This window comes from Carnobacterium sp. AT7 (genome assembly GCF_000171855.1).
Classification (GTDB): Bacteria; Bacillota; Bacilli; order Lactobacillales; family Carnobacteriaceae; genus Carnobacterium_B; species Carnobacterium_B jeotgali.
On the sequence record NZ_ABHH01000020.1, the window covers coordinates 14,753 to 41,353 of the forward strand.

Below are 26,601 nucleotides of genomic sequence, written 5' to 3' on the forward strand. Positions count from 1 at the left end.
TCCTTTTTGGAGGGTTTTATATTTATCTTAGAAATTACTTAAAAAAAGAAAAAAGAATTGGAGCAAATATATGAAAACATTTCAACTTGTTGCAACAGCAGCTAGCGGAATAGAAGCATTAGTAGGAAAAGAAATCAAAGCTTTAGGCTATGAGTGTCAAGTAGAGAATGGTAAAGTCTTTTTCGAAGGAACTGAAAAAGATATTGCTAAAACAAATCTTTGGTTGAGAACAGCTGACCGTGTTAAAATCATTGTTGGTGAATTTGACGCGTATGAATTTGACGAATTATTTGAAAAAACAAAAGCTTTACCATGGGAAGATCTTTTACCAATGGATGCTAATTTTCCTGTAGCTGGAAAATCAATCAAGTCAAAATTATATAGTGTATCGGATTGCCAAGCTATTGTAAAAAAAGCAATTGTTAATCGCTTGAGCGAAGTTTATCATCGTAATACACGTTTACCAGAAACGGGTGCTTTATATCAATTAGAAGTGGCGTTATTGAAAGATAAGGTTACTTTAACATTGGATACAACTGGACCAAGTTTGTTTAAACGTGGATACCGTTCTGCTAAAGGTGGCGCACCTTTAAAAGAAAATATGGCTGCAGCGCTTGTGCAATTAACGAATTGGCGCAAAGACCGTCCTTTCTATGATCCCGTGTGTGGTTCAGGAACAATCGTGATTGAAGCAGCTTTAATTGGGCATAATATTGCTCCAGGATCTAATCGTTCATTCAGTTGCGAAGAATGGGAATGGTTTGATCAAAGTGTTTTTGAAGAAGTTCGTGCAGAAGCAGATGCTGCAGTAGATCATGATATTGTATTGGATATTATGGGTACTGATATTGATGGTACGATGATCGAAATTGCCAAAGCAAATGCAGATGAAGCAGGAGTAGGCAGCAGTATTACATTTAAACAAATGCAATTAGCTGATTTTACGACTGAAAAAGAATATGGTGTTATCTTAGCTAATCCTCCTTATGGAGAAAGGTTAGGTGAAGAAGAAGAAGTTCACAAACTATACAGAGAAATGGGAAAAGTATACCGCCCATTAAAAACTTGGAGTAAGTACATTATTACAAGTGATTTAGCTTTTGAAACATTTTATAGAGAAAAAGCGACTAAAAAACGTAAATTATATAACGGCGCTTTGAGAACAGATTTATTCCAATATTGGGGCGAACGTCCTCCTAGAGCACCTCGTAATTAAAAAAGAAAAAATAACAGCTTAAGCTTGTCTTAAGGCTGTTATTTTTTTGAAATTATTTTTTGCAAAGCTTGTTTAGCCAGATTATCAGCACCTTTATTTTTTGATTCTGGAATCCATTCAATAAAAAAAAGTGGGAAATGTGTGAGTCTTTCTTGAATAGTGGTTAAGTGAACGTTAAAAAGATCTTTTTTTACGTAATTTTTTTTAACAGCCGAGGCTACTAATTTGCTATCTGTGTACATCATTAAAGTTTCATCGGTCAAATTGTGTTCAATTAAGTAATGAAGTCCCTTTAAAAGTGCTTCAAATTCAGCTTCATGATTACTCATTTCTTTTTCAAGAGCAATAGATAATTGCTCGTGTCTATCTTCAGTACTAATGACGATTCCTACACCGCTGGGACCAGGATTGTTTTTTGTGGAAGCATCAGTATACATTTTAATCATATTCATTTACTTCCTTTCATTTAAATGGGTTTCTGACTTTAGATATGTTAAAATGAGAATACTTTCGTATAAGGAGTGCAACGTATTGGATGATAATACTCGTTTGAAATTTTCTCTTTCAATAGAACCAGCTTTTCAAGTTATTTATTGGTCAATTTGTTGGCTAGCCTTTTTTTTATTTCTTATTTTAGCTTTAGAAACACAAACTATTAGTCTTACAATGGTTAGTTTAATTATTATATTTGGCATACTTTTATTTTTTGGACTAGGCTCTACTCTAAAGATAAAAAATAACAACTTGAAAATTAGTTATTTTAGAGGAATTAAAAAAAAGAGTATTTCACTAGATGAACTAACAAAAATAACGTTTTCTGATAAAAGGGAAATCAATGTATTTCTCAACCAAGATAAAGAAGGGTTTCAGATTTACTTAAACAAAAAGAATAAAAAAAAGTTTTATGAGTATATCAAAACTAATGCACCATTAATTCAATTAGAACAACAAGATAGATGGGATGAGCTATCCGAACATAAGTAAGTAAAAAACGATACCCTAAATCAGGCGTATCGTTTTTTGGGTATTCATATAGCTAATTAAATTAGTCTAGAACAATGACGTTAGTAGCTTGAGGGCCACGGGTGCCTTCCAAAATTTCGAATGAAACAAGTTGTCCATCAGTCAAAGATTTAAAGCCATCTTCATTCACAATACCCGTAAAGTGAACGAAAATATCCTCGGTTTCGTTGTATTCAATAAATCCGTATCCTTTTTCGTTGCTGAACCATTTAACTGTTCCATTTTCCATCTACGAAACCCCCTTGTTGAGCTGTTTTAATAACATTCAGTTTCTTTATTCTAAAGTCTAAAACAACTGACCTAATATTATTATAGAAACAATTGAGCTATTCGTCAATTCTATCTAATTTTGAAAATACTAAAAGAAATATTTCAATTGATTTTTTAGATAAGCAATCCAAGAAGAGAGGAGGTTGATTGATTTGGATACAGTATTAACAACTGACCTAGTTGCCTTAGCTAAAAAACGTTCCCAACATTTCAATGTTGAAGGCTTTGTCTATGGGCAAGGTCCCGTTAATCCTAAATTCTTATTAATAGGAGAAGCTCCTGGAGAAACAGAAGCTTTAAATGGAATCCCTTTTTCTGGGAGAGCAGGGAAAGAACTGATGCGTTTTTTTGACCTGTTGGAAGTTGATCGAAAGGAAGTTTATATTACAAGTGCTTTTCGGAGTCGTCCTTATCGATATAAAGAAAAAATAGACCGCAAAACCAAACAAGTTGTGCTAAGAAAGTATAACCGGCCTCCAACTAAACAGGAATTGATCGCACATGCTCCATTATTAGATCAAGAAGTTGAGAAAGTCCAAGCACCTTACATTTTAACTATGGGAAATATTGGGTTGCAAAGACTGCTTGGACCAAAAGCAAAAGTTTCAGCTCAACATGGACAATTGTATAAAGGGCCAGTATTACGTTTAGTTTCTTTAAAGGACAATACGTACACCTGGACTGAAAAAGATTATGCTGTTTTTTCGACTTTTCATCCAGCAGCGATATTTTACAATCGTCAGTTATTAGAAACCATTCACGAAGATCTTGCTGAATTTAAAAAACTGATTCATAAAATTTAATTGGAGCAGTCTAAAGATATTATGAATAAAAAATGGTAGAATGTTAAAGATAAGCAAATATGTAGGATAAAGGAATGTGAAGATAAAAGATGAAAGAATTAAAAGTACAGAATTTGACAAAAACATACGGAGAAAAAGTATTATTTGATGATATTAGTTTTTCAATCATGGAAGGCGAAAGAATCGGTTTAATTGGAGTGAATGGTTCTGGGAAAACGAATTTACTGAATGTAATCACAGGAAATGATAGTGCTGAAAAAGGCAGTATCCAAAAACCGAAAGACTATACAATTAGTTATTTGATGCAAGAACCAGATTTGAACCCTGATAAATCTGTTTTCGATGCTGTTTTTGAGGGAGATACACCCATCTTAGTGGCTGTTAGAAACTATGAAAGAGCCTTAGAATTGTTAACGGCAGATCCAATGGATGAAAAATGCCAAAATAGGTATTCAAGAGCTGAACAAGCTATGAATGATGAAAATGCTTGGATAGCTGATACAAACGCAACGACAATTTTGACTAAATTAGGTATTAGTGATTTAGAACAATTGGTGGGAACGTTATCCGGTGGTCAGAGAAAACGAGTAGGTTTAGCACAAGTGTTAATTCAAGAACCCGATTTGCTAGTTTTAGATGAACCAACAAACCATTTAGACTTTGAGACAATCACGTGGTTAGAAAGTTATTTAAGTGCGTATAAAGGAGCCCTATTGCTTGTAACACATGACCGTTATTTCTTAGACCGAATTGTTAATCGAATGGTTGAATTATTCCATGGAAATGCGACGTTCTATACAGGTAACTATGAGCAATACGTGATTAATAGAGCTCAAAGACAAGAAGCAGCCGTAGTGGCAGATCATAAAAGGAAACAGATGTATACGAAAGAATTAGCTTGGATGCGAACTGGAGCAAAAGCACGCTCAACAAAACAACAAGCTAGAATCGGTCGTTTTAAAGATTTAGAAGACAATTTAAAACAATCAAACGTAGATGAATCAGTTGAAATGAATTTAGAAGGATCGCGCTTAGGAAAACGAGTCTTTGAATTGAAAGATGCATCGCTGAATCTAGGCGGAAAAGTTATATTAGATCACTTCAATATGTTGATTCAAACGAAAGATCGAATTGGGATAAGCGGAGAAAACGGAGCGGGTAAATCAACCTTCTTAAATACACTAGCTGGAAGATTCCCATTAGATTCAGGAGAAATGGTTGTTGGTGAAACGGTAAAAGTTGCTTACTTCACGCAAGTAATTGAAGAAATGAACCCTAATAAGCGTGTCATTTCTTATTTACAAGAAGTTGGTGAAGAAGTAGAAACAACTAATGGTGAACGAATCAGTGTGACAAATTTATTGGAACAGTTCTTATTTGAGCGTCATACACATGGTACGCTGATTGGTAAATTATCTGGTGGAGAAAAAAGACGTTTGTATCTATTGAAGTTATTGATGCAACAACCAAATGTATTATTGCTGGATGAACCCACCAATGATTTAGATATTGCAACTTTAACGGTCTTAGAAGATTATATCGAAACATTCCCAGGAGCAGTTATTTCAGTTTCCCATGACCGTTACTTCTTAGATAAAACAGTAGAAAAATTACTGATATTTGATGGACATGGAAAAATCAGACCATTTTATGGCAGTATTACAGATTATATCGAAGAAGAAAAAGAGAAAAAACAAGGTCGCTCGGTTCAAAGTAGTGATTCAGTTACAAAAGTTGCCACACAACCGGAACCAGTTGTGGTAGATGAAAAAGTGAAATTAACCTTTATAGAACAAAAAGAATGGTCCACGATAGAAGAAGAAATGTTTAATCTTGAAAATAAAATTGAGACACTCAAACAAGAGATGCTAAAATCGGGTAGTAATTTTAGTTTGCTACAAGAACAGCAAGAACAAGTAACGGTTTTTGAAAAAGAGCTAGAAGAAAAAATGAATCGTTGGGAATATTTAAGTCAATACGCAAATGATTAAACCATAGGAGGTAAGGTTGTGGAGTCAGAATATCTAAATCTAGCAAGAAAAGTTTTGGAAGTAGGCAACGAAAAAACGGATCGAACAGGAACGGGAACTAAAAGTTTATTTGGCCACCAAATGCGGTTTAATCTACAAGAAGGTTTTCCACTTTTAACCACGAAAAGAGTACCTTTCAGTTTGATTAAGAGTGAATTGTTATGGTTTATTAAAGGCAATACAAATATTCGCTATTTGTTGCAGCATAATAATCATATATGGGACGAATGGGCTTTTGAACGTTTTGTGAAAAGTGAAGATTATAAAGGACCAGATATGACTAATTTTGGCAGAAAGTCTTTGATAGATTCAGAATTCAATACTCTTTATCTAAAAGAAAAAGAGGCGTTCTGTACCCGTATTTTAGAAGATGAGACCTTTGCATTGCAGTATGGTGAATTAGGAAATGTTTACGGTGCACAGTGGCGCAAATGGAAAACAACGCAAGGTGAAACGATTGATCAATTAAAAGATGTGATTAAATTGATTAAAACATCTCCAGACTCAAGACGTATGCTTGTTTCAGCGTGGAACCCTGAAGATGTACCCAATATGGCGCTGCCTCCTTGTCATACATTATTTCAATTTTATGTTGCGGATGGGAAATTAAGTTGCCAATTGTACCAACGGAGTGCCGATATCTTTTTAGGAGTCCCGTTCAATATTGCAAGCTATGCGTTATTGACGCATCTTATTGCTCATGAAACGGGGCTAGAAGTAGGCGAATTTGTTCATACTTTGGGAGATGCACATTTGTATTCAAACCATATCGAACAAATAAACAAACAACTAGCTAGAGAACCTAAAGAATTGCCTACCTTAATATTGAATTCATCAAAAACAAGTATTTTTGATTTTGAAATGGACGATATTAAAATCGAAGGATACGACCCTCATCCCGGGATAAAAGCGCCAATAGCTGTATAACAAGAAGAAAGTAGGGAATGATATGATTGCTTTTTTATGGGCTCAAGATCAAAATGGGGCAATTGGGTATCAAGGGACGTTACCTTGGTATTTGCCGAATGACTTAAAATTTTTCAAACAAATGACAATAAATAATGCGGTTGTGATGGGTAGAAAAACCTTTGAAGGAATGAACAAACGGCCTTTACCTAATCGCATCAATATTATATTAACAACTGATCCCAATTATCAAGCTGAAGGGATTAAAGTCATGCATAGTCGAGAGGAAGTACTAGACTTTGCTAAAGAGTATTCAGGAGATACCTTGATTACAGGTGGAGCAAACGTCTTTAGTTTCTTTATGGATGACGTAGATGTATTGCATCGCACCATGATTGAAGGCGAATTTAAAGGCGATACCTTTATGCCTGAAATAGATTGGTCACAATGGAAACTAGATAAAATAGAAGCTGGGATTCTTGATGACCGCAATAAATATCCACACGTTTTTGAAACGTATGTACGAAATGAAAAATAAGTAAATACACTAGTCATTTCAGATAGAAATGTATACGAAAAATAGAGAATCTGGTATACTATTTTCATATATCGACAAGTAGAGGAGTTTTTAACATGAAAAAAGGACGGTCAATTATCGGTATCTTCCTTTTTTTGATGATTGCTAGTTTTCTCGTTGTTGGTTTGCTAACCGTTTTATTTCAAAATAATTCAACTAACAACGAGGAAAAAAGCGAACTAAAAAAAGAGTCTCTTCATATCGTTGCAATTGGTGATTCTTTAACACAAGGTGTTGGAGATACTTCTAATAGTGGCGGATACGTTCCCATAGTAGCTGACTTATTAAAAGAAACGGATAATTATAAAGAGGTAACCACAAGTAATTATGGGAAAAGTGGCGATCGAAGTGACCAAATATTGGAACGTTTCTATGAAAGTAAGGCCATCCAAGAGGATATTGCCTCTGCTGATATCGTTGTATTGACGGTAGGTGGAAATGATATTATCCAAATCTTAAAACAACATCTTTTAACGGTTACTAAAGAAAATTTCCTTATACCTGAAGCAACTTATAGGGAAAACCTAACCACTCTTTTATCGGCTTTTAAAAAAGTGAATCCTGAAGTTCAACTATATATCTTTGGCATTTACAATCCTTATTCTATTTACTTTCCTGAAATAACTGAAATGGAATCTATAGCAGGTGAATGGAATGAAACAACAAAGGAAGTAGTAAATGAAACTGAAAATGCGACCTTTCTTCCTATAGCTGACTTATTTAATCCGTCATTGAAACATGAGGAGAAAAAAGACGTATTGATAAACGAGGAAGAAGCTAAAGAACAAGCAATCAGCAATCCTTATTTGTATGAAGAAGATTTATTTCATCCGAATGAAGCTGGATATCAGTTAATGAGTGAGGTCTTATTTCAAGCTATTGTAGCTGAATAAAAAGAAAACTTGTGGAGTAAGGAGTTTTTATGAGCATAAAAAGTAATGAGCAAAAGAGTAAATTAAATGGCTGGAAATGGGCTTTTCTTGTCCTGCTTTCAATCGTATTAGGAACATTATTTTGGTTTTTCACTCAAATGACTCCGGTTATTATTGGAGAGCCTAATCTAGAAACGCAAACTAGTAGTGATGAAGTGACGTTTCAAGTATCAACAAAGAAAGATGATATCAATCAATTGGTAGCTTCGTATCTTAAAGATGAAAAAATAGTAAAAGGTCCGGTCAATTATCAATTTAAATTGGAAGACCAGGCTCAATTAGTTGGCACCTTTCAATTATTTGGAAAGGATGTCCAATTCCAGCTTTCTTTAGAGCCATTTGTTATGGAAAATGGCAATCTGCAATTTAAAACAACAGGCCTTTCAATTGGAAAATTGAATTTGCCGATTTCCTTTGCCTTGAATCAAATTGAAAGTCAATTAAATATTCCAGATTGGGTAGCTATTGATAGTGAACAAGAAACACTTGTTTTTAATTTAAATGAGTTCACGCTAGATAGCGGTATCCATTTTTCGGTCGATAAGATTGATCTAGCCGAGAATGATATTCGAATCAATGTCTATGTGCCAACCAATTGATCTAATTTAAGAAAGGATGAGGTCTGTGAGAGATACTGCAATTTTTGCCGGAGGATGTTTTTGGTGTATGGTTTCGCCATTTGATGAACAGCCTGGAATTGAGAAAGTTGTTTCAGGCTATACAGGCGGACATACGGTTAATCCTACTTATGAAGAAGTTCTAGCCAAAACAACGGGACACACGGAAGCTGTTGAAATAACCTTTGATCCAACAATTATTTCATATGAAGAATTGGTCGAAATCTATTGGAATCAAACGGATCCAACAGATGCTATGGGTCAATTTCAAGATAGAGGAGATAATTACCGACCTGTTATCTTTGTACGAGATGAGAATCAAAGAAAAGTTGCTGAAAAATCCAAGCAACAGTTAAGCGAAAGCGGAAAATATAAAAAGCCAATTGTTACTGTAATTGAAGCCGTACAACCTTTTTATCCAGCTGAAGAATACCACCAAGAGTTTTATCAAAAAAATCCAGAAAAGTATGCTCAAGAAAAAAAAGAGCGTCTTGATTACCAGCAGGATAAAGAAAGGAATTAAGTTAATGCAACGTCCGTTTTATCATTATTTAATGACTGAAAGAGATCCATATAAAAAAGATGCTGTAACGTTATTTGCAAATGCCGTTTATTTAGATAATAGCTTTCCTAAACAATCAGAAGATTATCATGAAATTAGTCATTATTTGGAATTAAATGGTACTTACTTAGAAGAAATGACAACGTTTGATAAAGCATGGGAAATCTATTTGGATAAAGATAATTAAAAAAAACAACAAAACAACTAGGAGGAAATAATCATGAGTGTACACATTGAAGCTACAGAAGGACAAATCGCAGAAACGGTATTATTACCTGGAGATCCATTAAGAGCAAAATATATTGCAGAAACATTTTTAACAGATGTGGAACAGTATAACCGCGTAAGAAATATGTTTGGGTACACTGGAACCTATAAAGGCAGACGTGTTTCTGTCCAAGGAACAGGTATGGGAATACCTTCTATGATGATTTACGCTGAAGAATTAATAACAGGTTACAACGTGAAAAACTTAATCCGTGTAGGAACTGCTGGCGGAATGCAAAAAGATGTTAAAGTACGTGATGTTATTTTAGCGCAAGGTGCAACAACTGATTCAGCTGTTGTAAAAAATACATTTAATGATCAAGTACAATTTGCTCCGATTGCTGATTTTGATTTACTTAGAACAGCGTATGAAATTGCAACTGAACAAGGAATGAAAGTTAAAGTGGGGAATATTTTATCTGCTGATCGTTTCTACAATGCTGAACTAGATAAGAAGAAATTGGCAGATTATGGCGTACTAGCTACTGAAATGGAAGCGGCTGGTCTATACACGTTAGCAGCAAAATACAATCGTAGAGCGCTAGCTATTTTAACCATAAGCGACCATTTAATTACTGGAGAAGAAACTTCTTCAGATGAGCGTGAAAAAACCTTTAATGATATGATGATTGTAGCTCTAGAAACAGCGTTAAAATTCTAGTAAAAAGTGACCTTGTTTATTAAATTCTTAAAAGTAATGTAAGAAATAGACTAGAATGGTCGCGAATGTAGAGTCTAATTGAAAGTAGAGAGGAACCTTGCAAATGGAGAATGAACCAAAGAAATCACAAAAGCAAAAAGGAATCAAACCTTGGGCATATGGTGCTTCTCTCATAGTAGTTGCTGCACTTTCAATTGGTGGAACTGTTGCTGTTACAAACGCAAATGATGATAATGATGAAGTACAAAAAAATGTAAATTCCTCAGAATCCAGTGTTGCAGTAAATACAGAGGATTTTGAAAAAATCCAAGCTGTCTATGACACTTTAATGTCAGACTATTATCAAGGTGTAGAAGGGGAAACCTTGATTGAAGGTGCCATTACTGGTATGACTGAATCTGTGGGCGATCCGTACACACAATACCTCGATGTAGAAGAATCGTCTTCTTTAGATGAAAGTATTTCAGCATCCTTTGAAGGAATCGGTGCAGAAGTGATGAAACAAGGAGACAATGTTATGATTGTTTCTCCTATTGCAGGTTCACCAGCTGAAAAAGCAGGATTACAGCCGAACGATATTATTTTAAAAGCTGGTGATCAAGAATTAACCGGCATGAATTTAAATGAAGCTGTTTCACACATTCGTGGCGAAAAAGGTTCGGAAGTTGTTTTGTCTATTAGGCGTGGCGATTCTACCTTTGAAGTAACGTTAGTACGAGATACAATTCCGGTTGAAACCGTTGTTTATCAATTAGATGAAGAAAATCCAACAATTGGGTATATTTCCATTACGAGTTTTTCTTCACCAACTTATGATGATTTAGTAGCTGCGATAAAAGATTTGAGAAATCAAGGTGCAAAATCCTTTGTGTTCGATGTTCGTCAAAATCCAGGCGGTTTATTAAATGCGGGAATGTCAATTTCTAATCTGTTTTTAGAAAATGGCGATACTATTTTACAAACGCAAGAAAAGGATCAAGAGCCTGTCTCAATCGTCGCTGATAATGCGACAATGGGTGATTTTAAAGTTACTGAACCAGCTGTTTTATTAGTAGACGAAGGCAGCGCTAGTGCTTCAGAAATTCTAGCAGGTGCTGTTAATGAATCAGGAAATGTTAAACTAATTGGAACGAAAACGTTTGGTAAAGGTACAGTCCAAAATGTGGCTGCATTTAATGACAAAAGTGAGTTAAAAATAACGATTGCAAAATGGTTAACGCCAAGTGGAAAATGGATCAATGAAAAAGGCATCACGCCTACTATCGAAGTTGCTTTACCGGATTATGCGAATTTATTGATAATTGATGGATCAAAAACCTATCAATTGGGCGATGTTTCTGAGGAAGTTAAAAACCTAGAAAAAGTCCTTGATGCATTAGGTTATTCTGTAGATACTATTGATGGATACTTTGATGAAGCAACCCAAAAGGCTGTTAGTCAATTCCAAATCGATAAAAAGCTCCCTGTCGATGGTAAAGTGACAGGTGAAACGGCAACTCAACTCGTTGAATCGTTAAGAAAATTGATTGATGAAAATGATACTCAATATGAGGCAGCGATAAAAGAGTTGCAAGCCACTAAATCCAACGACTAATAAGCAATTGAGTTGTAAACAAAAACAGTTAAAACTTACTAGGGAAGAGAGGTAGGCGTTTTCTATCTCTCTTTCTTGGTCAGCACTGTGTTAAATAGATAGTTATTTGAAAAAAATTCTTGTATGATAGAATAAACAGATTGGTTTGGAGCGAAGGATATGGGGAAAAATTCGTGGAAGGAGTTTTCATGGAAGTGGTCTAAGGCGCTATTGTTAGCTGGATTGATCACTGTTTTATTGCGAAATTTCATCTTTATTCCTATGACTATTGAAGGTTCGTCTATGATACCTACCTTTCAACAGGACGATCAAATTATTGTCAAAACAATATATGATATAGAGAGATTTGATTTAGTTGTATTTCACGATTCTCAAATCGGACTCTTGTAAAAAGAGTAATTGGTTTACCTGGAGAAAAAATCCAATATGAAAATGATCAGCTTTATGTAAATGATAAAAAATTCGAGGAAAAATTTCTAGATAATGATTTAGTGAATAACGCTGGCGGAATTTGGACATCTGATTTCACCTTAGAAGAATTGACTGGAACTCAAGTAGTACCAGAAGATGAGTATTTTGTATTAGGTGATAATCGTAGATCAAGTAATGACAGTCGGTATTTTGGAAGTATTCCAGTTGAGTCAATTGTTGGAGAAACTTCGTTTATTTATTATCCTTTTAATCGCATGAAGAACGTTCAATAAACAATGAAAGTAGGGAGAAGCTATTGAGTAAAATAAATTTTTCTGATGATCAAAATCAAACAGAAAGATCTTTCGAACCTAGAAAGTCACGTCATCTTTCTTCGAGTCAAAAACGTAAAGAAAAAAAAAGTCTTGGAAGTGAAATTTTAAGCACACTACTTTATTGTATAGTAGCGTTAATCATTTTTTTACTTATTCGGCATTTTTTGTTTGCTCCAGTAAGTGTAGATGGTGAATCGATGGTTCCTACTTTAGAAGATCACGATCGTTTGATTTTAAATAAAGTCTCTAATATAGACCGCTTTGATGTTGTTGTTTTTCCTGCTCCTGATGAGCCTGAGAAACAGTATATCAAAAGAATCATCGGTCTTCCGGGTGACACTATTCGTTATCAAGATGATGTTTTATATATTAATGATAAAGCAGTTGAAGAAGAGTATTTGCAAAGTTCGATTGAATCCTATGCTACAGGAGGCAACTTTACCGAAGACTTTTCATTAGCCTCTAAAACGGGTGAAGAGACGGTTCCTAAGGGCAGCTATTTTGTGATGGGGGATAATCGTATAAATTCAAAAGATAGTCGTTTTTTTGGATTCGTAGATGCAACTACTGTAAGTGGTACAGCTAATTTCCGGATTTGGCCACTTAAAGAGTTTGGCTCAATAGACGAAGAATAAAAAAGAAATGTAAAAAAAGAAGATGAAAAAATTGTTCTTTTTTGTGTGTAAATAGAAAGGTGAAAAAATAACATGACCATTCAATGGTTTCCAGGGCATATGGCCAAAGCAAGACGACAAGTAACCGAAAAAATTAAATTAGTAGATGTGATATTTGAACTCGTAGATGCAAGATTGCCTTTATCAAGCCGCAATCCCATTTTAGACGAGATAATAGGAGAAAAACCAAGAATCATTATTTTAAACAAAAGCGATTTAGCTGATCCTGTTCAAACAAAAAAATGGGTGGAGTACTTTAATGAACAAGGAATAGCTGCAGTCCCAATTGTTGCACAAGAAGGAAAAGGCATGAAGCAAGTTATGGAAAAAGCAAAAGAAATTTTGAAACCAAAATTTGACAGAAGAGCCGCTAAAGGAATCAAACCACGTGCTATCAGAGCAATGAGTATTGGAATTCCAAACGTTGGGAAGTCTACTTTAATCAATCGTTTTATTAAGAAAAATGTGGCAAAAACAGGAAATAAACCAGGTGTCACAAAAGCTCAACAATGGTTAAAATTGGGCAAAGAATTGGAATTACTGGATACTCCAGGTATTCTTTGGCCTAAGTTTGAAGATCCAGCTATTGGACAAAAACTTGCTTTAACAGGAGCAATCAAAGATACCATACTTCAACTAGATGATATCGCTATGTATGGAATAGAATTTATGCGAGAAAATTATCCGGAATCAATTTCAAAACGATACCGCTTAAGTGAAGAGGAAATGACATTAGCAATACCAGAGATGCTCATGCTTATTAGTGAGCGCAGAGGATTTCGTGATGACTATAGCCGTGCAGCTGAAATGGTAATTTTTGAAATAAGAAGTGGTAAAGTAGGACGATTTACATTAGATATTGCTCCGGTTTCTTTACCTAAAGAATAGAGGAACGCGTGTGGAAAAGCCTTTAAGTATTGCAGCAATCAAAGAATTATTGTCAACCATTTCCGATTCAACCGATGAGCGACTATCAGCAATTAGGAATGATTCCCGTAAAGGGGCTGCGAGTGCATACAAAGCATGGGAAAATAAGTTGAAGAAACAGCAATCTATTCTTGATAAACAAGAAGAAATGCTTCAAATTGAACGTTATTTTTGGGAACAAGGTACGCAATACATCGCTGGAATCGATGAAGTAGGAAGAGGACCACTAGCTGGACCTGTTGTGGCTGCTGCAGTGGTATTACCGAAAGATTTTGATGTGTTAGGTATAAATGATTCTAAGCAATTGTCTAGTGCAAAACGAGAAGCATTATTTGAACAGATCCAAGAAGCAGCAGTAGCTATTGGAATTGGTGTAAAAGATCATCATATAATCGATAAAGTAAATATTTACGAAGCAACTAAATTAGCCATGATTGAAGCCATACAACAATTGCCTGTACAACCAGAACAATTATTGATTGATGCTATGCATTTACCAGTTAGTATACCGCAAGAAAGTTTCATCAAAGGGGACGCCAAAAGTATATCTATTGCTGCGGCAAGTATTATTGCTAAAGTAACAAGAGATAGAATGATGGCTGATTATGATGATTTATATCCAGGCTATGGTTTTGCTAAAAATGCTGGTTATGGAACTAAAGTACATTTAGAAGGATTAGAAAAACAAGGAGCATGTCCAATTCATAGAAAAACATTTGCTCCTGTAAAAAACGTACTAAAATAGGTACCGCGATATAGCCTAAAAAAACGAATGAATAGGAAACTATTCATTCGTTTTTTTTATATTATTGGATATGGCTACGGTATAAGCCAATAACTTTACCTAAAATAGTTAATTCATTAAGTAGGATAGGACTCATTGTATCATTTTCAGGTTGTAATCGATAATGATCTTCTTCTTTATAAAATCTTTTACACGTTGCCTCATCATCAACAGTCATAGCAATGACAATGTCGCCATTATTAGCGGTTCCTTGTTTGCGAATAATAACTTCATCACCATCAAAAATACCAGCATTAATCATGCTTTCTCCGCGAATAGTCAACATGAATAACGATTCATTTTCAAATTGTAAATTTGGAGGAAGAGGGAAATAATCGGTAGCTTCTTCTACTGCTAAGATAGGCTCTCCAGCTGTAACGGTTCCTAATAAAGGAATTTTGTCTAATGCAATCCCTAATTTTGTTAATCCTAAAGCTGTTAATTCAATGGCACGTGGTTTACTAGGATCCCGTTGGATATATCCATTTTTTTCTAAGCGGGAAAGATGTCCATGTACTGTTGATGTAGAAGATAAAGAAACGGCTGTTCCAATTTCTCTAACAGTTGGAGGATAACCCTTCAATTTAACTTGATTGTATATATATTGCAAAACTTCAACTTGTCTTGATTCCGGATTTTTACTCATAATAGATATAAACACCTCGTTTCTTTTTTTATCATTCTAAGATTACCATATATAGCACAACAAATCAAACAAACGTTCGTAGATAAAGAGGATAAAAGAGTGATTTTATCAAAGAAGTTTGTTATAGTTGAACCAGAAATAAAAAAAATGCTGGAGTGATTAAATGTTACCAAAAGAGCAGATGGAAAGAATAAACGTTTTAGCGAATAAAGCAAAGACCAAAGGATTGACCATACAAGAACAAGTAGAACAAAAAAAATTAAGAGACGCTTATATTGAAGCATTCCGAGGTGGAATGAGAAAAACAATTGAAGGTGTTAAAATAGTAGATGAAGAAGGTACGGATGTTACGCCTGATAAATTGAAAGACATCCAAAAAGAGAAAGGCCTTCATGGCAGATAAAAAGGTTTGTTCATAAATGGGATAAGCATTAGATTCTCCCATTTATGAACATTCTGTTCGTGAAAGCGTTGCACTTAAAGCGGAATAATAGTAAACTAATAGAGTACTAATAGAGAGTTCAAATCGAAAGGATGATTTTTTTGTTTGATAACACAGACCAGTTAGCAGTAAATACAATTAGAACACTAAGTATGGATGGTATACAAAAAGCCAATTCCGGACACCCAGGCTTACCTATGGGGGCTGCTCCAATGGCTTACGCATTGTGGACTAAACAATTAAAAGTAAATCCAAAAAACTCAAAATGGTTTGACCGTGACCGTTTTGTCTTATCAGCTGGACATGGTTCAATGTTATTATACAGCTTGTTACATTTAGCTGGATATGACGTTAAAATCGATGATTTAAAACAATTCCGTCAATGGGATAGTAAAACACCTGGACATCCAGAGGTTAACCATACTGATGGAGTAGAAGCAACTACTGGTCCTCTAGGACAAGGTATTGCAAATGGTGTAGGTATGGCTATGGCAGAAGCTCATTTAGCTGCTACTTATAATAAAGAGAGCCACACAATTGTTGATCATTTCACGTATGCTTTATGTGGAGATGGCGATTTAATGGAAGGTGTTTCAGCTGAAGCAGCAAGTTTAGCTGCTCATTTAGAACTTGGAAAATTAGTAGTTCTTTATGATTCAAATGATATCTCTTTAGATGGACCAACTTCAAAAGCGTTCACTGAAAATGTTGGACAACGTTTTGAAGCTTACGGTTGGCAACATATTCTTGTAAAAGATGGCAATGATTTAGAAGAAATCAACGCAGCAATTGAAGCTGCAAAAGCTGAAACGAAAAAACCTACTTTGATTGAAGTTAAAACAATTATTGGTTTTGGAGCTCCTAATGCCGGAACACACAAAGTTCATGGTGCACCACTTGGAGCAGAAGGAATTGAAGCTGCTAAAAAAGCTTATGGATGGGAAGGCGAAGATTTCTTTGTTCCTACCGAAGTAGCAGAACGTTTTAAAGAAACTATGGTAGATAAAGGAGCAAAAGCTGAAGAAGAGTGGAAAGCTGCATTTGAAGCATACCGCACTGAATATCCAGAACTAGCTAAACAGTTTGAAATGGCATTAAGCAATGAATTGCCAACAGATTGGGATGCTGAATTGCCAACTTATAATGTTGAAGATGATGCATTAGCTTCTCGTGTAACCGGTAGCCAAGCTCTAAATGCGATTGCAAAAAAAGTTCCATATTTCTGGGGCGGTTCTGCTGACTTATCTTCATCTAATAACACGATGATCGCAGATGTAAAAGATTTCCAAGCTGGTCAATATGATGGCAGAAACATCTGGTTTGGTGTTCGTGAATTTGGTATGACAGCTGCTATGAATGGAATTGCCTTGCATGGCGGTTCTAGAGTATATGGCGGTACTTTCTTCGTATTTACGGATTACTTGCGTGCGGCTGTTCGTTTAGCAGCTATTTCAAAACTCCCAGTAACATATGTATTTACACATGATTCTGTTGCTGTTGGGGAAGATGGACCAACGCATGAACCTGTTGAACAACTTTCTAGTTTACGTGGCATGCCTAATTTATCAATCTTACGTCCAGCAGACGGCAATGAAGTTGTTGCTGCATGGGAGTTAGCGTTGACTTCAACAGATCACCCTACAATGTTGGTATTGTCTCGTCAAAACTTACCTGTATTGCCTGGAACTAAAGAAGGGGCACGTACAAATGTTGCTAAAGGAGCTTATGTTATTTCAGCTCAAGCTGGTGAAAAACCAGAAGGGATTTTATTAGCATCTGGATCAGAAGTTGCATTAGCTATTGAAGCTCAAAAAGTTTTGAAAGAAAATGGAACAGATGTTTCAGTTGTTTCAGTACCAAGTTTTGATCTATTCGACAAACAAGATGCTGCCTATAAAGAAAGTGTCTTACCAAATGATGTACGAAAACGTGTATCTATTGAAATGGGTGCTACTTTCGGTTGGGAACGTTATGTTGGTTTAGATGGTGCTACAATCGGTATCGACAAATACGGTGCAAGTGCACCTGGTGCAACTGTTATTGAAAATTATGGTTTCACGGTAGAAAATGTTGTAGAAACATTCAATAACTTATAATATATGGCCATGTAAGTTGGTATTTTCACTTACATGGCTTTCTTTTGTGCAAATTTGTCATGAAATATGACTTTTTAGCTTCATAAATAGAATTTTAGTTTATTTTTTTACTATTATTTAGTACAATTAAGACTTGAGAGGTTTGAAAGGAGTGAATCAAAAATGAATTTAGGTCTTGCTATCTTTTTAATTATTTTAGCTTTGGTTGGTGGAGCTGTCGGTGGATTCTTTATTGCTAGAAGATACATGATGGATTATTTCAAAAAAAATCCACCAGTTGACGAAAACATGTTGCGTATGTTAATGATGCAAATGGGACAAAAACCATCAGAAAAGAAAATTAAACAAATGATGTCGTCAATGAAAACACAAACAACAAAAACGACTAAAAAAAAATAAGTGCATAAACTGGCTTATTAGAATGAATTGCGAACAGATTGTTATCTGTTCGCGTTTTTTTATTTTAATTAAGAATAAATAAAAGGTGGGGGAATAAGATGGGGATCTATAAAAAATTAGGTTGGTTTTTTAAACAAGAGAAAAAAGCATACGTGACAGGTGTTTTATTTTTATTTCTTGTAGCGATCATTCAATTAGTGCCTCCTAGAATAATAGGGATCATTGTAGATGAAGTTGCTCAAGGAACGTTAACGCTAACTAAGTTAGTTCAATGGCTAAGTCTATTAGGCATTGCTGCACTCGCTACTTATTTGTTTCGTTATATTTGGCGTGTGAATATTTGGGGAACCTCTGCAAAGTTAGAACGGATACTTAGAACACGGTTATTTAATCACTTCACTGAAATGGATAACAGCTTTTTTCAAAAGTATCGCACAGGAGATTTAATGGCTCATGCAACAAATGATTTAACAGCTGTTCGGAACGTTGCCGGTGGAGGGATATTGACCTTAGCTGATTCAATCATTACAGGCGGTACTACGATTATTGCGATGGCTTTAGTTGTTGACTGGAGATTGACGTTGATTGCTTTAATTCCACTCCCGTTGTTGGCTATAGCTTCACGCGTTTTAGGTTCTAAGTTACATGAACGGTTTAGAGGAGCGCAAGCAGCTTTTTCTAATATGAATGATAAAGCTCAAGAGAGTATTTCAGGAATGAAAGTGATAAAAACATTTGGTCAAGAAGATGAAGATGTTGAGGAGTTCAGTAATAAAACAAAACAAGTGGTTACTGAAAACAAAAAAGTGTATAAAATCGACTCTTTATTTGATCCTACGATTACTTTTATAATGGGAATTTCATACGTATTAACCATCGTAATGGGTGGAATCTATATCAATTCAGGTGTTATCTCGATTGGTGAATTGGTTTCTTTTATTAATTACATCGCTATGCTTGTATGGCCAATGTTTGCAATTGGACGTTTATTTAATATATTGGAACGTGGAAGTGCAAGTTATGACCGTGTTGAGAAATTACTTTTAGAGAAATCTAAAATTGTTGAAAGACCTGCTGCTTTAACTAAAGCAATTAAAGGAAATATTCATTATTCGGTTGAGAAATTCTCTTATCCTAAATCAACTGTTTTAGCGCTTAAAGAAGTTCACTTTGAATTGAAACGTGGACAAACATTAGGTGTAGTAGGAAAAACAGGAGCAGGGAAAACGAGTATCTTTAGGTTGCTACTAAGAGAATATGACCGTTATCACGGACGTATTTTGTACGGAAATGAAGATATAAGAAATTATACTTTAGATGCTTTGTTGCAGCATATTGGATACGTACCTCAAGATCAATTCTTATTCTCAACAAGTATCAAAGAGAATATTCGCTTTGCAGATCCAGATTTGTCACAAGAAGAAGTTGAAAAAGCCGCAGAACTAACGGCAATTCATACCGACGTCATGGAAATGCCTGATGCGTATAATACCGTAGTTGGTGAACGCGGGGTTTCTTTATCTGGAGGTCAAAAACAGCGGATTGCAATTGCTCGTGCCTTAATTATTAAACCAGAATTATTGATTTTAGATGATGCCTTATCAGCGGTTGATGCTAAAACCGAAGAAAAGATATTATCTGCATTGAAAAAAGAGCGTTCTGAACAAACGACGATTATTGCTGCGCATCGAATTAGTAGTGTGATGCATGCAGATGAAATTATTGTGATTGATAATGGAGAAGTGATTGAAAGAGGAACGCATATTGATTTGCTGCTTCAAAATGGATGGTACAAAGAAATGTTTGACAGTCAACAACTTGAAAGAAAAATTGAAGGAGGTGCAGACTAATGGAACAGGAATCAGTGTGGTCAAAATCATTTACAACTAAAGAACAAATGACAATTTTAAAACGGATCATTAAGTTTGCTTCACCTTTTAAACTTCAATTTTCAGTTGGTATCCTATTTGGCGTTTTATTAGCCGTTACAAACATTCTTTTGCCAAGGATTCTTCAAGTTTTTATTGATGAGTATTTAGCAAAAGGAACGGCTACAAACCGAGTTATCGGTCTGTTTGCCTTACTTTATTTTGGTATGACGTTAGTAAAAATTATTTTTTGGTATCTGAACTTGTATCTCTATAATATGGCTTCTGAGAAGACTGTTGAAAACATCAGAAATGCGATCTTTAAAAAGCTACACACGTTAGGTATGCGTTTTTTTGATCAAACTCCTGCTGGTTCAATCGTTACGAGAGTGACAAATGATACAGAAACGATTAAAGAATTTTGGTCAGTATTTCTTACGATCCTACAAGGGATATTAGCTGTAACAACATCGCTTTTCGCTATGTTGTTATTAGATGTTAAGATTTCTCTTTGGATTGTTGCGTTGATTCCAGTGTTAGGAGTCGTTATTTGGTATTATCAAAAATATAGTTCTCGCTTGTATCGTAACATGAGAGAAAAATTAAGCCTGCTAAATTCAAAATTAGCAGAATCGGTTAATGGTATGAGTATTATTCAACAGTTCCGTCAAGAAAAAAGGTTGCAAAAAGAATTTGACGAAACCAATATGGACTATTACAAATTACGTTATGCCATGGTAAAAACGAATTCCATTTTACTGAGTCCAGTAATTGACTTTTTATACACGTTCTCTTTAATTATGATTTTGGGTTTCTTTGGATATGAGTCATTGAATGGTCCCGTTAGTGTTGGTGTGATTTATGCATTCACTTCTTATGCTCGTAATTTCTTTAATCCTATGACAAGCATGATGGATAGTTTAAGTATTTTTCAAGATGGAATTGTTTCTAGCAGCCGTGTTTTAGATGTGTTAGATAATGAAGAATACACACCGCAACAAAATGAGACGGCTGAAGCTAAAATTCAAGATGCTAAGATTGAATTTAGAAACGTGAGCTTTTCTTATGATGGAAAACACACTGTTTTAAATAATATTTCTTTCACTGCATTTCCAGGTCAAACGGTTGCTCTAGTTGGACACACTGGAAGTGGGAAAAGTTCTATTATCAATGTGATGATGCGTTTTTATGAATTCAATGAAGGAGAGATTTTGATTGATGATATTCCAATCAAAAACTATCGGATAGATGAATTAAGAAAGAAAATGGGATTAGTTTTACAAGATTCCTTTTTATTTTATGGGACAATCAAAGACAATATTCGTTTGAAAGATCCTTCTATCACAGATTTTCAAATAGAAGAAGCGGCTCGATTTGTTCAAGCGGATACTTTTATTGAAAAATTACCGAATCAATACGATTCTAAAGTGATTGAACGAGGAGCAAGTTATTCAACAGGACAAAAACAATTGATTTCTTTCGCGAGTACAATTGTGACAGATCCTAAAATTCTGATATTAGATGAAGCAACGGCAAATATAGATACAGAAACCGAAGCTTTGATTCAAGAGGGTCTGAAAAAAATGCGCAAAGGGCGAACAACGTTAGCTATTGCCCATCGTTTATCTACGATTCGCGATGCAGATTTAATACTTGTATTGGATCATGGTAAAATCGTCGAACGTGGTACACATGATCAGCTGATTCAACAAAATGGTATCTACTTTGATATGTATCAATTGCAAAATAATGGTATCCACTAAAAAAACAAAAAAAAGAAAAGTCAGCGACTTTTCTTTTTTTTGTTTATTTTTTGTACTCATATTTAAATGTAGGGTCTATCTCTAAGTCCAATTGATCAAAAGCTTGTTGGATTTGTTCGTCAATCAATTTCAAGTTTTCTTTTGTTAGTTTAACTGTGCGATCGATAATAATCGGATCTCCAAAACGAACGGTCACTTTTTTTCTTTTTAAAATCCCGCCTAATTTCAATGGTCCTTGATAAACAGCTGGAATAATGGGTACGCCGCTTAGTTTAGCAATCGTAGCTGCGCCTCCTTTTATTTCGTTTGAATGTCTGGTTCCAGTAGGGAAAATCATTAGACTTAAATCGCCTTTTTTTAAGATTTTTACAGGCGTTTTAATCGCGCTAGGTCCTGGATTAGCACGATCTACAGGAAAGGCGTTGGCATGTCTAATGATCCAACTAAGAATGGGATTTTTGAATAATTCTTTTTTTGCCATAAAAGTAAACGGTTTAGGACTAGCAGCTAAAGCTAGATAAACAGGATCAATATACGTTCTATGTGGTGCAACTAATATATAAGATGAATCAGTGGGGAGTTTGTCGCGGTTTTCATAATGAGCATTGCCATTTAGGATCGCTAATAAAAAGCGTAAAGTGGCTCTTAATAGTCTATAAAACAAAATAATTCAACCTCTTTTTCATTCAATTTTCTAGTGCATTTTTATACTAATAGTATGATTCATAACCCATATTTTAGCAAGTTATTTTTGAGTTACCCCATTTGGAATGAAGATTCAAAGAATTTTATGATAAAAACAAGCTGAAATCCTATAGTAGTAAAAGAAAAAATTTTCTTTTTTAGCCATAATGACGTACAATAGAGAGATAGAAAAAAACGTGCTTGAAAACAATTATTTTATGAAAAGCAAGAAAGTAGGGGAATGTTGAATGAAATGGAGTATACCAGAACGCGTTATTGAGCAGGGAAGACAATATGTTGCAGAGAAACGCGTCCTTTCAGTCAACTCGTTTTTAGATAAGAAAATATGGTCTGCAGAAGTTATGGGAAGCGACATTTTTCATGTTGAGTTAGATGGTTCTACAAAAGAGGATGATTTTTGTGAATGTCTATATTGGAAAAACCATGGCTATTGTAAACATACAGTTGCTGTTGAGTTGGAATTGAGAGATAGAAAAATTAGTCGGGTTATGACAGCCGAAAATGCTAAACAAGTCGCTGTGGATTCTCCAAATCCAGGTCAAGAGTTAACGGAGTCCTTTACTCGGATATTTTTAAATGAAAACAGAAAAAAAACAACGGTAACCAAACAAAAACAATCATTAAAATTAGAATATAGAATTGAAATCAAACCAATGACAACTGCGCTCATAAGATCTTCATTTGATGTGCTTGCTCTTAGCCTTAAAGCTGGAACAGATAAAATGTATATTGTAAAAGATTTACCGTTATTTTTAGAAAGTTTTATAAAAAAAGAAACTGTTGAATTGAAATCAGGTCAGGAAATTAATTTCAAAGATATTTCTATTGAACAAGAAGATAGTGAGATTTTAGCGAATTTGTATAAGCAACAGAGATCGATTCAATTAATTTCGGGCGAACACAAAGATGCTAAATCACTCTTAGCCAATAGCCGGTTCTTGATTTTAATGACCGCTTTAGCCGAAGCAACTATTCAAGATTTGCAAGATAGCGGAAATTTAAACTTTATTACAAAAACAAACACCTATAAGACGATGATGTTTGTGGAAGAAAAAATGCCTTTTTCTTTTGACATCTCTCAAAAAAATAGTACGGTCACTTTATCTATCACAGGGCTAGCAGATAGTCATTTAAAAGAATACGATTGGTTTGTGTCTGATAACGTTGTTTTCCAACCATCGCTAGAACAAATGCGTGCGTATCGTCCGTTGCAACAGTTTTTGCAACGGTATGAAGGCGATAATATCATTATAGAATCTGCTGATATGCCTGATTTCACTGCTTACGTTATGCCGTTACTCGTGAAGATAGGAACGGTCTCTATAGATGATCAATTGAAAGACTCTTTTGTACAAGAGCCCTTATTAACAGCTGTCTATTTTGAATACCGTAATGAAGCGGTACATGCTACCGTAGAGTTTAATTACAAACATATGATTTTATCTACAGATCCTACTAAAAATCAATTGCCAGAAGAAGGCGTCCAGATTATTAGAGATAGTGAAAAAGAAATGAAAATCATCAATCAATTAATCGGATTTGATTACCACCGAACTGAAACAAGTTATACGAAACGAATGGTTCGTGATGATGACTTTTATGCATTGTTTACGAAAGAAATTCCAACATTAGAACTGGATGCTACTGTTTATGTAGATGATTTATTGGACAGTATGTTTTTGAACCAAATAGATCCAGAAACCATTATTGATCTACAAAACGAAGGATCGTTTTTAGATGTTCGTTTCGATATCAAAGGAATCACACCTGAAGAAGTTGATGATGTGTTGAAAAGTTTAATCGAAAAGAGAGCTTTTCATAAATTTGATAATGGAACGATTCTTTCCTTGGAGTCAGAAAGTTTCAGACAAGTCAGTGATGTGTTAAATGAGTTGAGAGTCACTAAGAAATTTCAAAATGGTGGAGTTCAATTGCCTAGCTATCGCGGACTTGAATTAAATGAAAAGTTTTCAATGGATGAAAAAACTAAAGGAACCGTATCAAAGAAATTCAAGAATTTGATTCATGATTTGAACTTTCCAGAAGAATTTGAAGTTGATGTACCTAAATCGTTAAAAGCAGAGTTAAGACCGTATCAAAAAACAGGTTTCCAATGGTTGAAGATGTTGTCTAAATATGGATTTGGCGGTATTTTAGCGGATGATATGGGACTTGGGAAAACGATTCAAGTCATTACGTATATGTTGTCGGAAATAGAAGAAAAGGGCCAGAATGATCCTTTCCTAATTGTCGCTCCAGCGTCATTAATCTACAATTGGCACTTTGAAATTGAAAAATTTGCGCCTTCGATTGAAAGCATTGTCGTTTCAGGCACAGCTGAAGAAAGAATGCAGTTAATTGAAAATGTTAAACCAAACCAAGTATTGATTACGTCTTATCCTAGTTTTAGACAAGATGTCGTTCATTATAAGCAGTCTCCTTTTAGTACGTTGATTTTAGATGAGTCGCAAATGGTGAAAAATCATAATACCAAGACTTCTCAAGCGCTAAGAGACCTGACGATTAAAAAACGATTTGCGTTGAGTGGAACGCCGATAGAAAATAAAATAGAAGAATTATGGGCTATTTTCCAACTAATCATGCCTGGATTTTTCCCTTCAGTCAAAAAATTCAAAACACTTCCAAATGAACAAATTGCTAAAATGATTCGTCCGTTTGTATTAAGACGAATTAAGAAAGATGTTTTAAAAGAATTGCCTGATAAAATTGAAACGAATCTATACAGCCAAATGACTAAAGAACAAAAAACGGTCTACCTTGCTTACTTACAAAGAATTCAAGAAAGTGTCAATAGCATGAATGGAGCCGAATTTAAAAAGAACCGTATCGAGATTTTAGCTGGCTTGACACGTCTAAGACAGATTTGTTGTGATCCTAAATTATTCATAGATGATTATGAAGGCGACTCAGGAAAACTGGAGCAATTAAAAGAAACAGTTCAAACTGCAAGAGAAAATGGCAGACGCATCTTGATTTTTTCTCAATTCACGTCAATGCTTGCTATCATTGAAAAAGAATTAGCGCAACAAAGTGTTGAAACATTCTATTTAAGCGGTCAAACGAAACCGAAAGAACGAATTGAAATGGTTAATCGATTTAACGCAGGAGAAAAAGAAGTCTTTCTTATTTCGCTTAAGGCTGGTGGGACTGGTCTAAATCTTACGGGTGCAGACATGGTTATCCTTTATGATTTATGGTGGAATCCGGCAGTTGAAGAACAAGCAGCAGGTAGAGCACATAGAATTGGACAGAAAAAAGTTGTTCAAGTATTGCGCTTAATTGCAGAAGGAACCATTGAAGAAAAAATCGACCAATTGCAACAAGAGAAAAAAGCCTTGTTTGATCAAATTATTACTGAAGATGGCTCTATCCAAAGAGAAGGAAGTCAATTATCAGAAGATGACATTCGTGAGATTTTGAGTATAGGAATGTAATAAGGAATAAAAAACGTGAGTTAGGCTTGATATTTTCAAATAGATAATATATAATTATTAACGGTGCTAAAAGCACTGAAAATTATTTCACACTTCAAAGGATGTAAAGGACGGTGCTTGATTATTCAAGTCTCCTTACAGTTGAATTTGAAGGAGGAAAATAAAAAACCAATGGAGGAAACATATTATGGCAGTAATTTCAATGAAACAATTGCTTGAAGCAGGAGTTCATTTTGGTCACCAAACACGTCGTTGGAACCCAAAAATGAAACGTTATATCTTTACAGAAAGAAACGGTATCTACATCATCGACTTACAAAAAACTGTTAAGTTAGCTGATACAGCATACAACTACATGAAAGAAGTATCTGAAAACGGCGGAATCGCTTTATTCGTAGGTACTAAAAAACAAGCACAAGAAGCTATCAAAGATGAAGCAACTCGTGCTGGACAATACTTTGTAAACCACCGTTGGTTAGGTGGAACATTGACAAACTGGGATACTATCCAAAAACGTATCAAACGTTTGAAAGCTATCAACAAAATGGAAGAAGACGGAACTTTTGATGTCCTTCCTAAAAAAGAAGTTGGGATTTTAATCAAACAACGTGACCGTCTTGAAAAATTCTTAGGTGGTA

Annotated in this window: 26 protein-coding genes and 1 pseudogene; 23 read left to right on the plus strand and 4 right to left on the minus strand. The window is 34.9% G+C overall.

What is annotated here, in order from left to right:
- Positions 1-70 precede the first annotated feature (70 nt).
- Positions 71-1,216 (plus strand): THUMP domain-containing class I SAM-dependent RNA methyltransferase, encoded by a 1,146-nt coding sequence (locus tag CAT7_RS08330; RefSeq protein ID WP_007724371.1) that lies wholly within the window; start codon positions 71-73, stop codon positions 1,214-1,216.
- Positions 1,217-1,254: 38 nt separating this feature from the next.
- On the opposite strand, the gene CAT7_RS08335 is transcribed toward CAT7_RS08330, so the two are convergent.
- Positions 1,255-1,662, minus strand: a complete 408-nt coding sequence (locus CAT7_RS08335) for a ribonuclease HI family protein (protein WP_007724373.1) — start codon at positions 1,660-1,662, stop codon at positions 1,255-1,257.
- A gap of 85 nt (positions 1,663-1,747) precedes the next feature.
- Here CAT7_RS08335 and CAT7_RS08340 point away from each other — a divergent pair, with 85 nt between their 5' ends.
- The gene (locus CAT7_RS08340) at positions 1,748-2,200 is read left to right on the plus strand and encodes an EbsA family protein (RefSeq protein WP_007724374.1); all 453 of its coding nucleotides are present in this window, start codon (positions 1,748-1,750) and stop codon (positions 2,198-2,200) included.
- Between the two features lie 61 nt (positions 2,201-2,261).
- On the opposite strand, the gene CAT7_RS08345 is transcribed toward CAT7_RS08340, so the two are convergent.
- On the minus strand, positions 2,262-2,468 hold the full coding sequence (locus CAT7_RS08345) for a cold-shock protein (protein WP_007724378.1): 207 nt from the start codon (positions 2,466-2,468) through the stop codon (positions 2,262-2,264).
- Between the two features lie 193 nt (positions 2,469-2,661).
- Between CAT7_RS08345 and CAT7_RS08350 the strand changes: the two genes are divergently transcribed.
- From CAT7_RS08350 to CAT7_RS08415, 14 genes and pseudogenes are all read left to right on the plus strand, one after another.
- Positions 2,662-3,312: a uracil-DNA glycosylase gene (locus CAT7_RS08350; RefSeq protein ID WP_007724380.1), complete on the plus strand. Its 651-nt coding sequence runs from the start codon at positions 2,662-2,664 to the stop codon at positions 3,310-3,312.
- 89 nt (positions 3,313-3,401) lie between these two features.
- On the plus strand, positions 3,402-5,303 hold the full coding sequence (locus CAT7_RS08355) for an ABC-F family ATP-binding cassette domain-containing protein (protein ID WP_007724383.1): 1,902 nt from the start codon (positions 3,402-3,404) through the stop codon (positions 5,301-5,303).
- Positions 5,304-5,321: 18 nt separating this feature from the next.
- Positions 5,322-6,269 carry a thymidylate synthase gene (locus CAT7_RS08360; protein ID WP_007724385.1) on the plus strand — a complete coding sequence of 316 codons (948 nt, stop codon included), beginning with the start codon at positions 5,322-5,324 and terminating at the stop codon, positions 6,267-6,269.
- A gap of 22 nt (positions 6,270-6,291) precedes the next feature.
- Positions 6,292-6,786, plus strand: a complete 495-nt coding sequence (locus CAT7_RS08365) for a dihydrofolate reductase (protein WP_007724388.1) — start codon at positions 6,292-6,294, stop codon at positions 6,784-6,786.
- 95 nt (positions 6,787-6,881) lie between these two features.
- The gene (locus tag CAT7_RS08370) at positions 6,882-7,718 is read left to right on the plus strand and encodes an SGNH/GDSL hydrolase family protein (protein ID WP_007724390.1); all 837 of its coding nucleotides are present in this window, start codon (positions 6,882-6,884) and stop codon (positions 7,716-7,718) included.
- 29 nt (positions 7,719-7,747) lie between these two features.
- Positions 7,748-8,356, plus strand: coding sequence for a YpmS family protein (locus CAT7_RS08375; protein WP_007724393.1), 609 nt, complete (start codon positions 7,748-7,750; stop codon positions 8,354-8,356).
- Positions 8,357-8,372: 16 nt separating this feature from the next.
- The gene (gene msrA / locus CAT7_RS08380) at positions 8,373-8,897 is read left to right on the plus strand and encodes a peptide-methionine (S)-S-oxide reductase MsrA (RefSeq protein WP_081897323.1); all 525 of its coding nucleotides are present in this window, start codon (positions 8,373-8,375) and stop codon (positions 8,895-8,897) included.
- A gap of 4 nt (positions 8,898-8,901) precedes the next feature.
- Positions 8,902-9,123 carry a YozE family protein gene (locus CAT7_RS08385; protein WP_007724398.1) on the plus strand — a complete coding sequence of 74 codons (222 nt, stop codon included), beginning with the start codon at positions 8,902-8,904 and terminating at the stop codon, positions 9,121-9,123.
- A 33-nt stretch (positions 9,124-9,156) separates the two neighbouring features.
- Positions 9,157-9,864: a purine-nucleoside phosphorylase gene (gene deoD / locus CAT7_RS08390; RefSeq protein WP_007724401.1), complete on the plus strand. Its 708-nt coding sequence runs from the start codon at positions 9,157-9,159 to the stop codon at positions 9,862-9,864.
- Between the two features lie 103 nt (positions 9,865-9,967).
- Positions 9,968-11,458 carry a S41 family peptidase gene (locus CAT7_RS08395; protein WP_007724403.1) on the plus strand — a complete coding sequence of 497 codons (1,491 nt, stop codon included), beginning with the start codon at positions 9,968-9,970 and terminating at the stop codon, positions 11,456-11,458.
- Positions 11,459-11,617: 159 nt separating this feature from the next.
- Positions 11,618-12,162: pseudogene (gene lepB, locus CAT7_RS12705) on the plus strand (signal peptidase I).
- 23 nt (positions 12,163-12,185) lie between these two features.
- Positions 12,186-12,839, plus strand: a complete 654-nt coding sequence (gene lepB / locus CAT7_RS08405; protein ID WP_007724414.1) for a signal peptidase I — start codon at positions 12,186-12,188, stop codon at positions 12,837-12,839.
- A 72-nt stretch (positions 12,840-12,911) separates the two neighbouring features.
- Positions 12,912-13,766, plus strand: coding sequence for a ribosome biogenesis GTPase YlqF (ylqF, locus tag CAT7_RS08410; protein ID WP_007724417.1), 855 nt, complete (start codon positions 12,912-12,914; stop codon positions 13,764-13,766).
- A 10-nt stretch (positions 13,767-13,776) separates the two neighbouring features.
- A complete protein-coding gene (locus tag CAT7_RS08415; RefSeq protein ID WP_007724421.1) occupies positions 13,777-14,550 on the plus strand; it encodes a ribonuclease HII in 774 nt (257 codons plus the stop codon).
- Between the two features lie 61 nt (positions 14,551-14,611).
- On the opposite strand, the gene lexA is transcribed toward CAT7_RS08415, so the two are convergent.
- A complete protein-coding gene (gene lexA, locus CAT7_RS08420) occupies positions 14,612-15,235 on the minus strand; it encodes a transcriptional repressor LexA (RefSeq protein ID WP_007724423.1) in 624 nt (207 codons plus the stop codon).
- A gap of 163 nt (positions 15,236-15,398) precedes the next feature.
- On the opposite strand from lexA, the gene CAT7_RS08425 reads away from it, so the two are divergent.
- The 5 genes from CAT7_RS08425 (at position 15,399) to CAT7_RS08445 (ending at position 21,803) form a co-directional block, all read left to right on the plus strand.
- Positions 15,399-15,638: a DUF896 family protein gene (locus tag CAT7_RS08425; RefSeq protein ID WP_007724425.1), complete on the plus strand. Its 240-nt coding sequence runs from the start codon at positions 15,399-15,401 to the stop codon at positions 15,636-15,638.
- Between the two features lie 131 nt (positions 15,639-15,769).
- Entirely contained in the window at positions 15,770-17,773 is a 2,004-nt protein-coding gene (tkt, locus tag CAT7_RS08430) for a transketolase (RefSeq protein ID WP_029278089.1), read from the plus strand.
- 162 nt (positions 17,774-17,935) lie between these two features.
- On the plus strand, positions 17,936-18,172 hold the full coding sequence (locus CAT7_RS08435) for a YneF family protein (RefSeq protein ID WP_007724429.1): 237 nt from the start codon (positions 17,936-17,938) through the stop codon (positions 18,170-18,172).
- 98 nt (positions 18,173-18,270) lie between these two features.
- Positions 18,271-20,022, plus strand: coding sequence for an ABC transporter ATP-binding protein (locus tag CAT7_RS08440; RefSeq protein WP_007724432.1), 1,752 nt, complete (start codon positions 18,271-18,273; stop codon positions 20,020-20,022).
- Entirely contained in the window at positions 20,022-21,803 is a 1,782-nt protein-coding gene (locus tag CAT7_RS08445) for an ABC transporter ATP-binding protein (RefSeq protein WP_007724435.1), read from the plus strand. Before CAT7_RS08440 ends, CAT7_RS08445 begins: the two co-directional genes overlap by 1 nt.
- 43 nt (positions 21,804-21,846) lie before the next feature.
- On the opposite strand, the gene CAT7_RS08450 is transcribed toward CAT7_RS08445, so the two are convergent.
- A complete protein-coding gene (locus CAT7_RS08450) occupies positions 21,847-22,467 on the minus strand; it encodes a lysophospholipid acyltransferase family protein (protein WP_007724438.1) in 621 nt (206 codons plus the stop codon).
- Positions 22,468-22,735: 268 nt separating this feature from the next.
- On the opposite strand from CAT7_RS08450, the gene CAT7_RS08455 reads away from it, so the two are divergent.
- Both CAT7_RS08455 and rpsB read left to right on the plus strand, forming a co-directional pair.
- Entirely contained in the window at positions 22,736-25,963 is a 3,228-nt protein-coding gene (locus CAT7_RS08455) for a DEAD/DEAH box helicase (protein ID WP_007724440.1), read from the plus strand.
- 187 nt (positions 25,964-26,150) lie between these two features.
- Positions 26,151-26,601, plus strand: a 451-nt coding sequence (rpsB, locus tag CAT7_RS08460) for a 30S ribosomal protein S2 (protein WP_007724448.1), incomplete at its 3' end; no start/stop codon positions are given.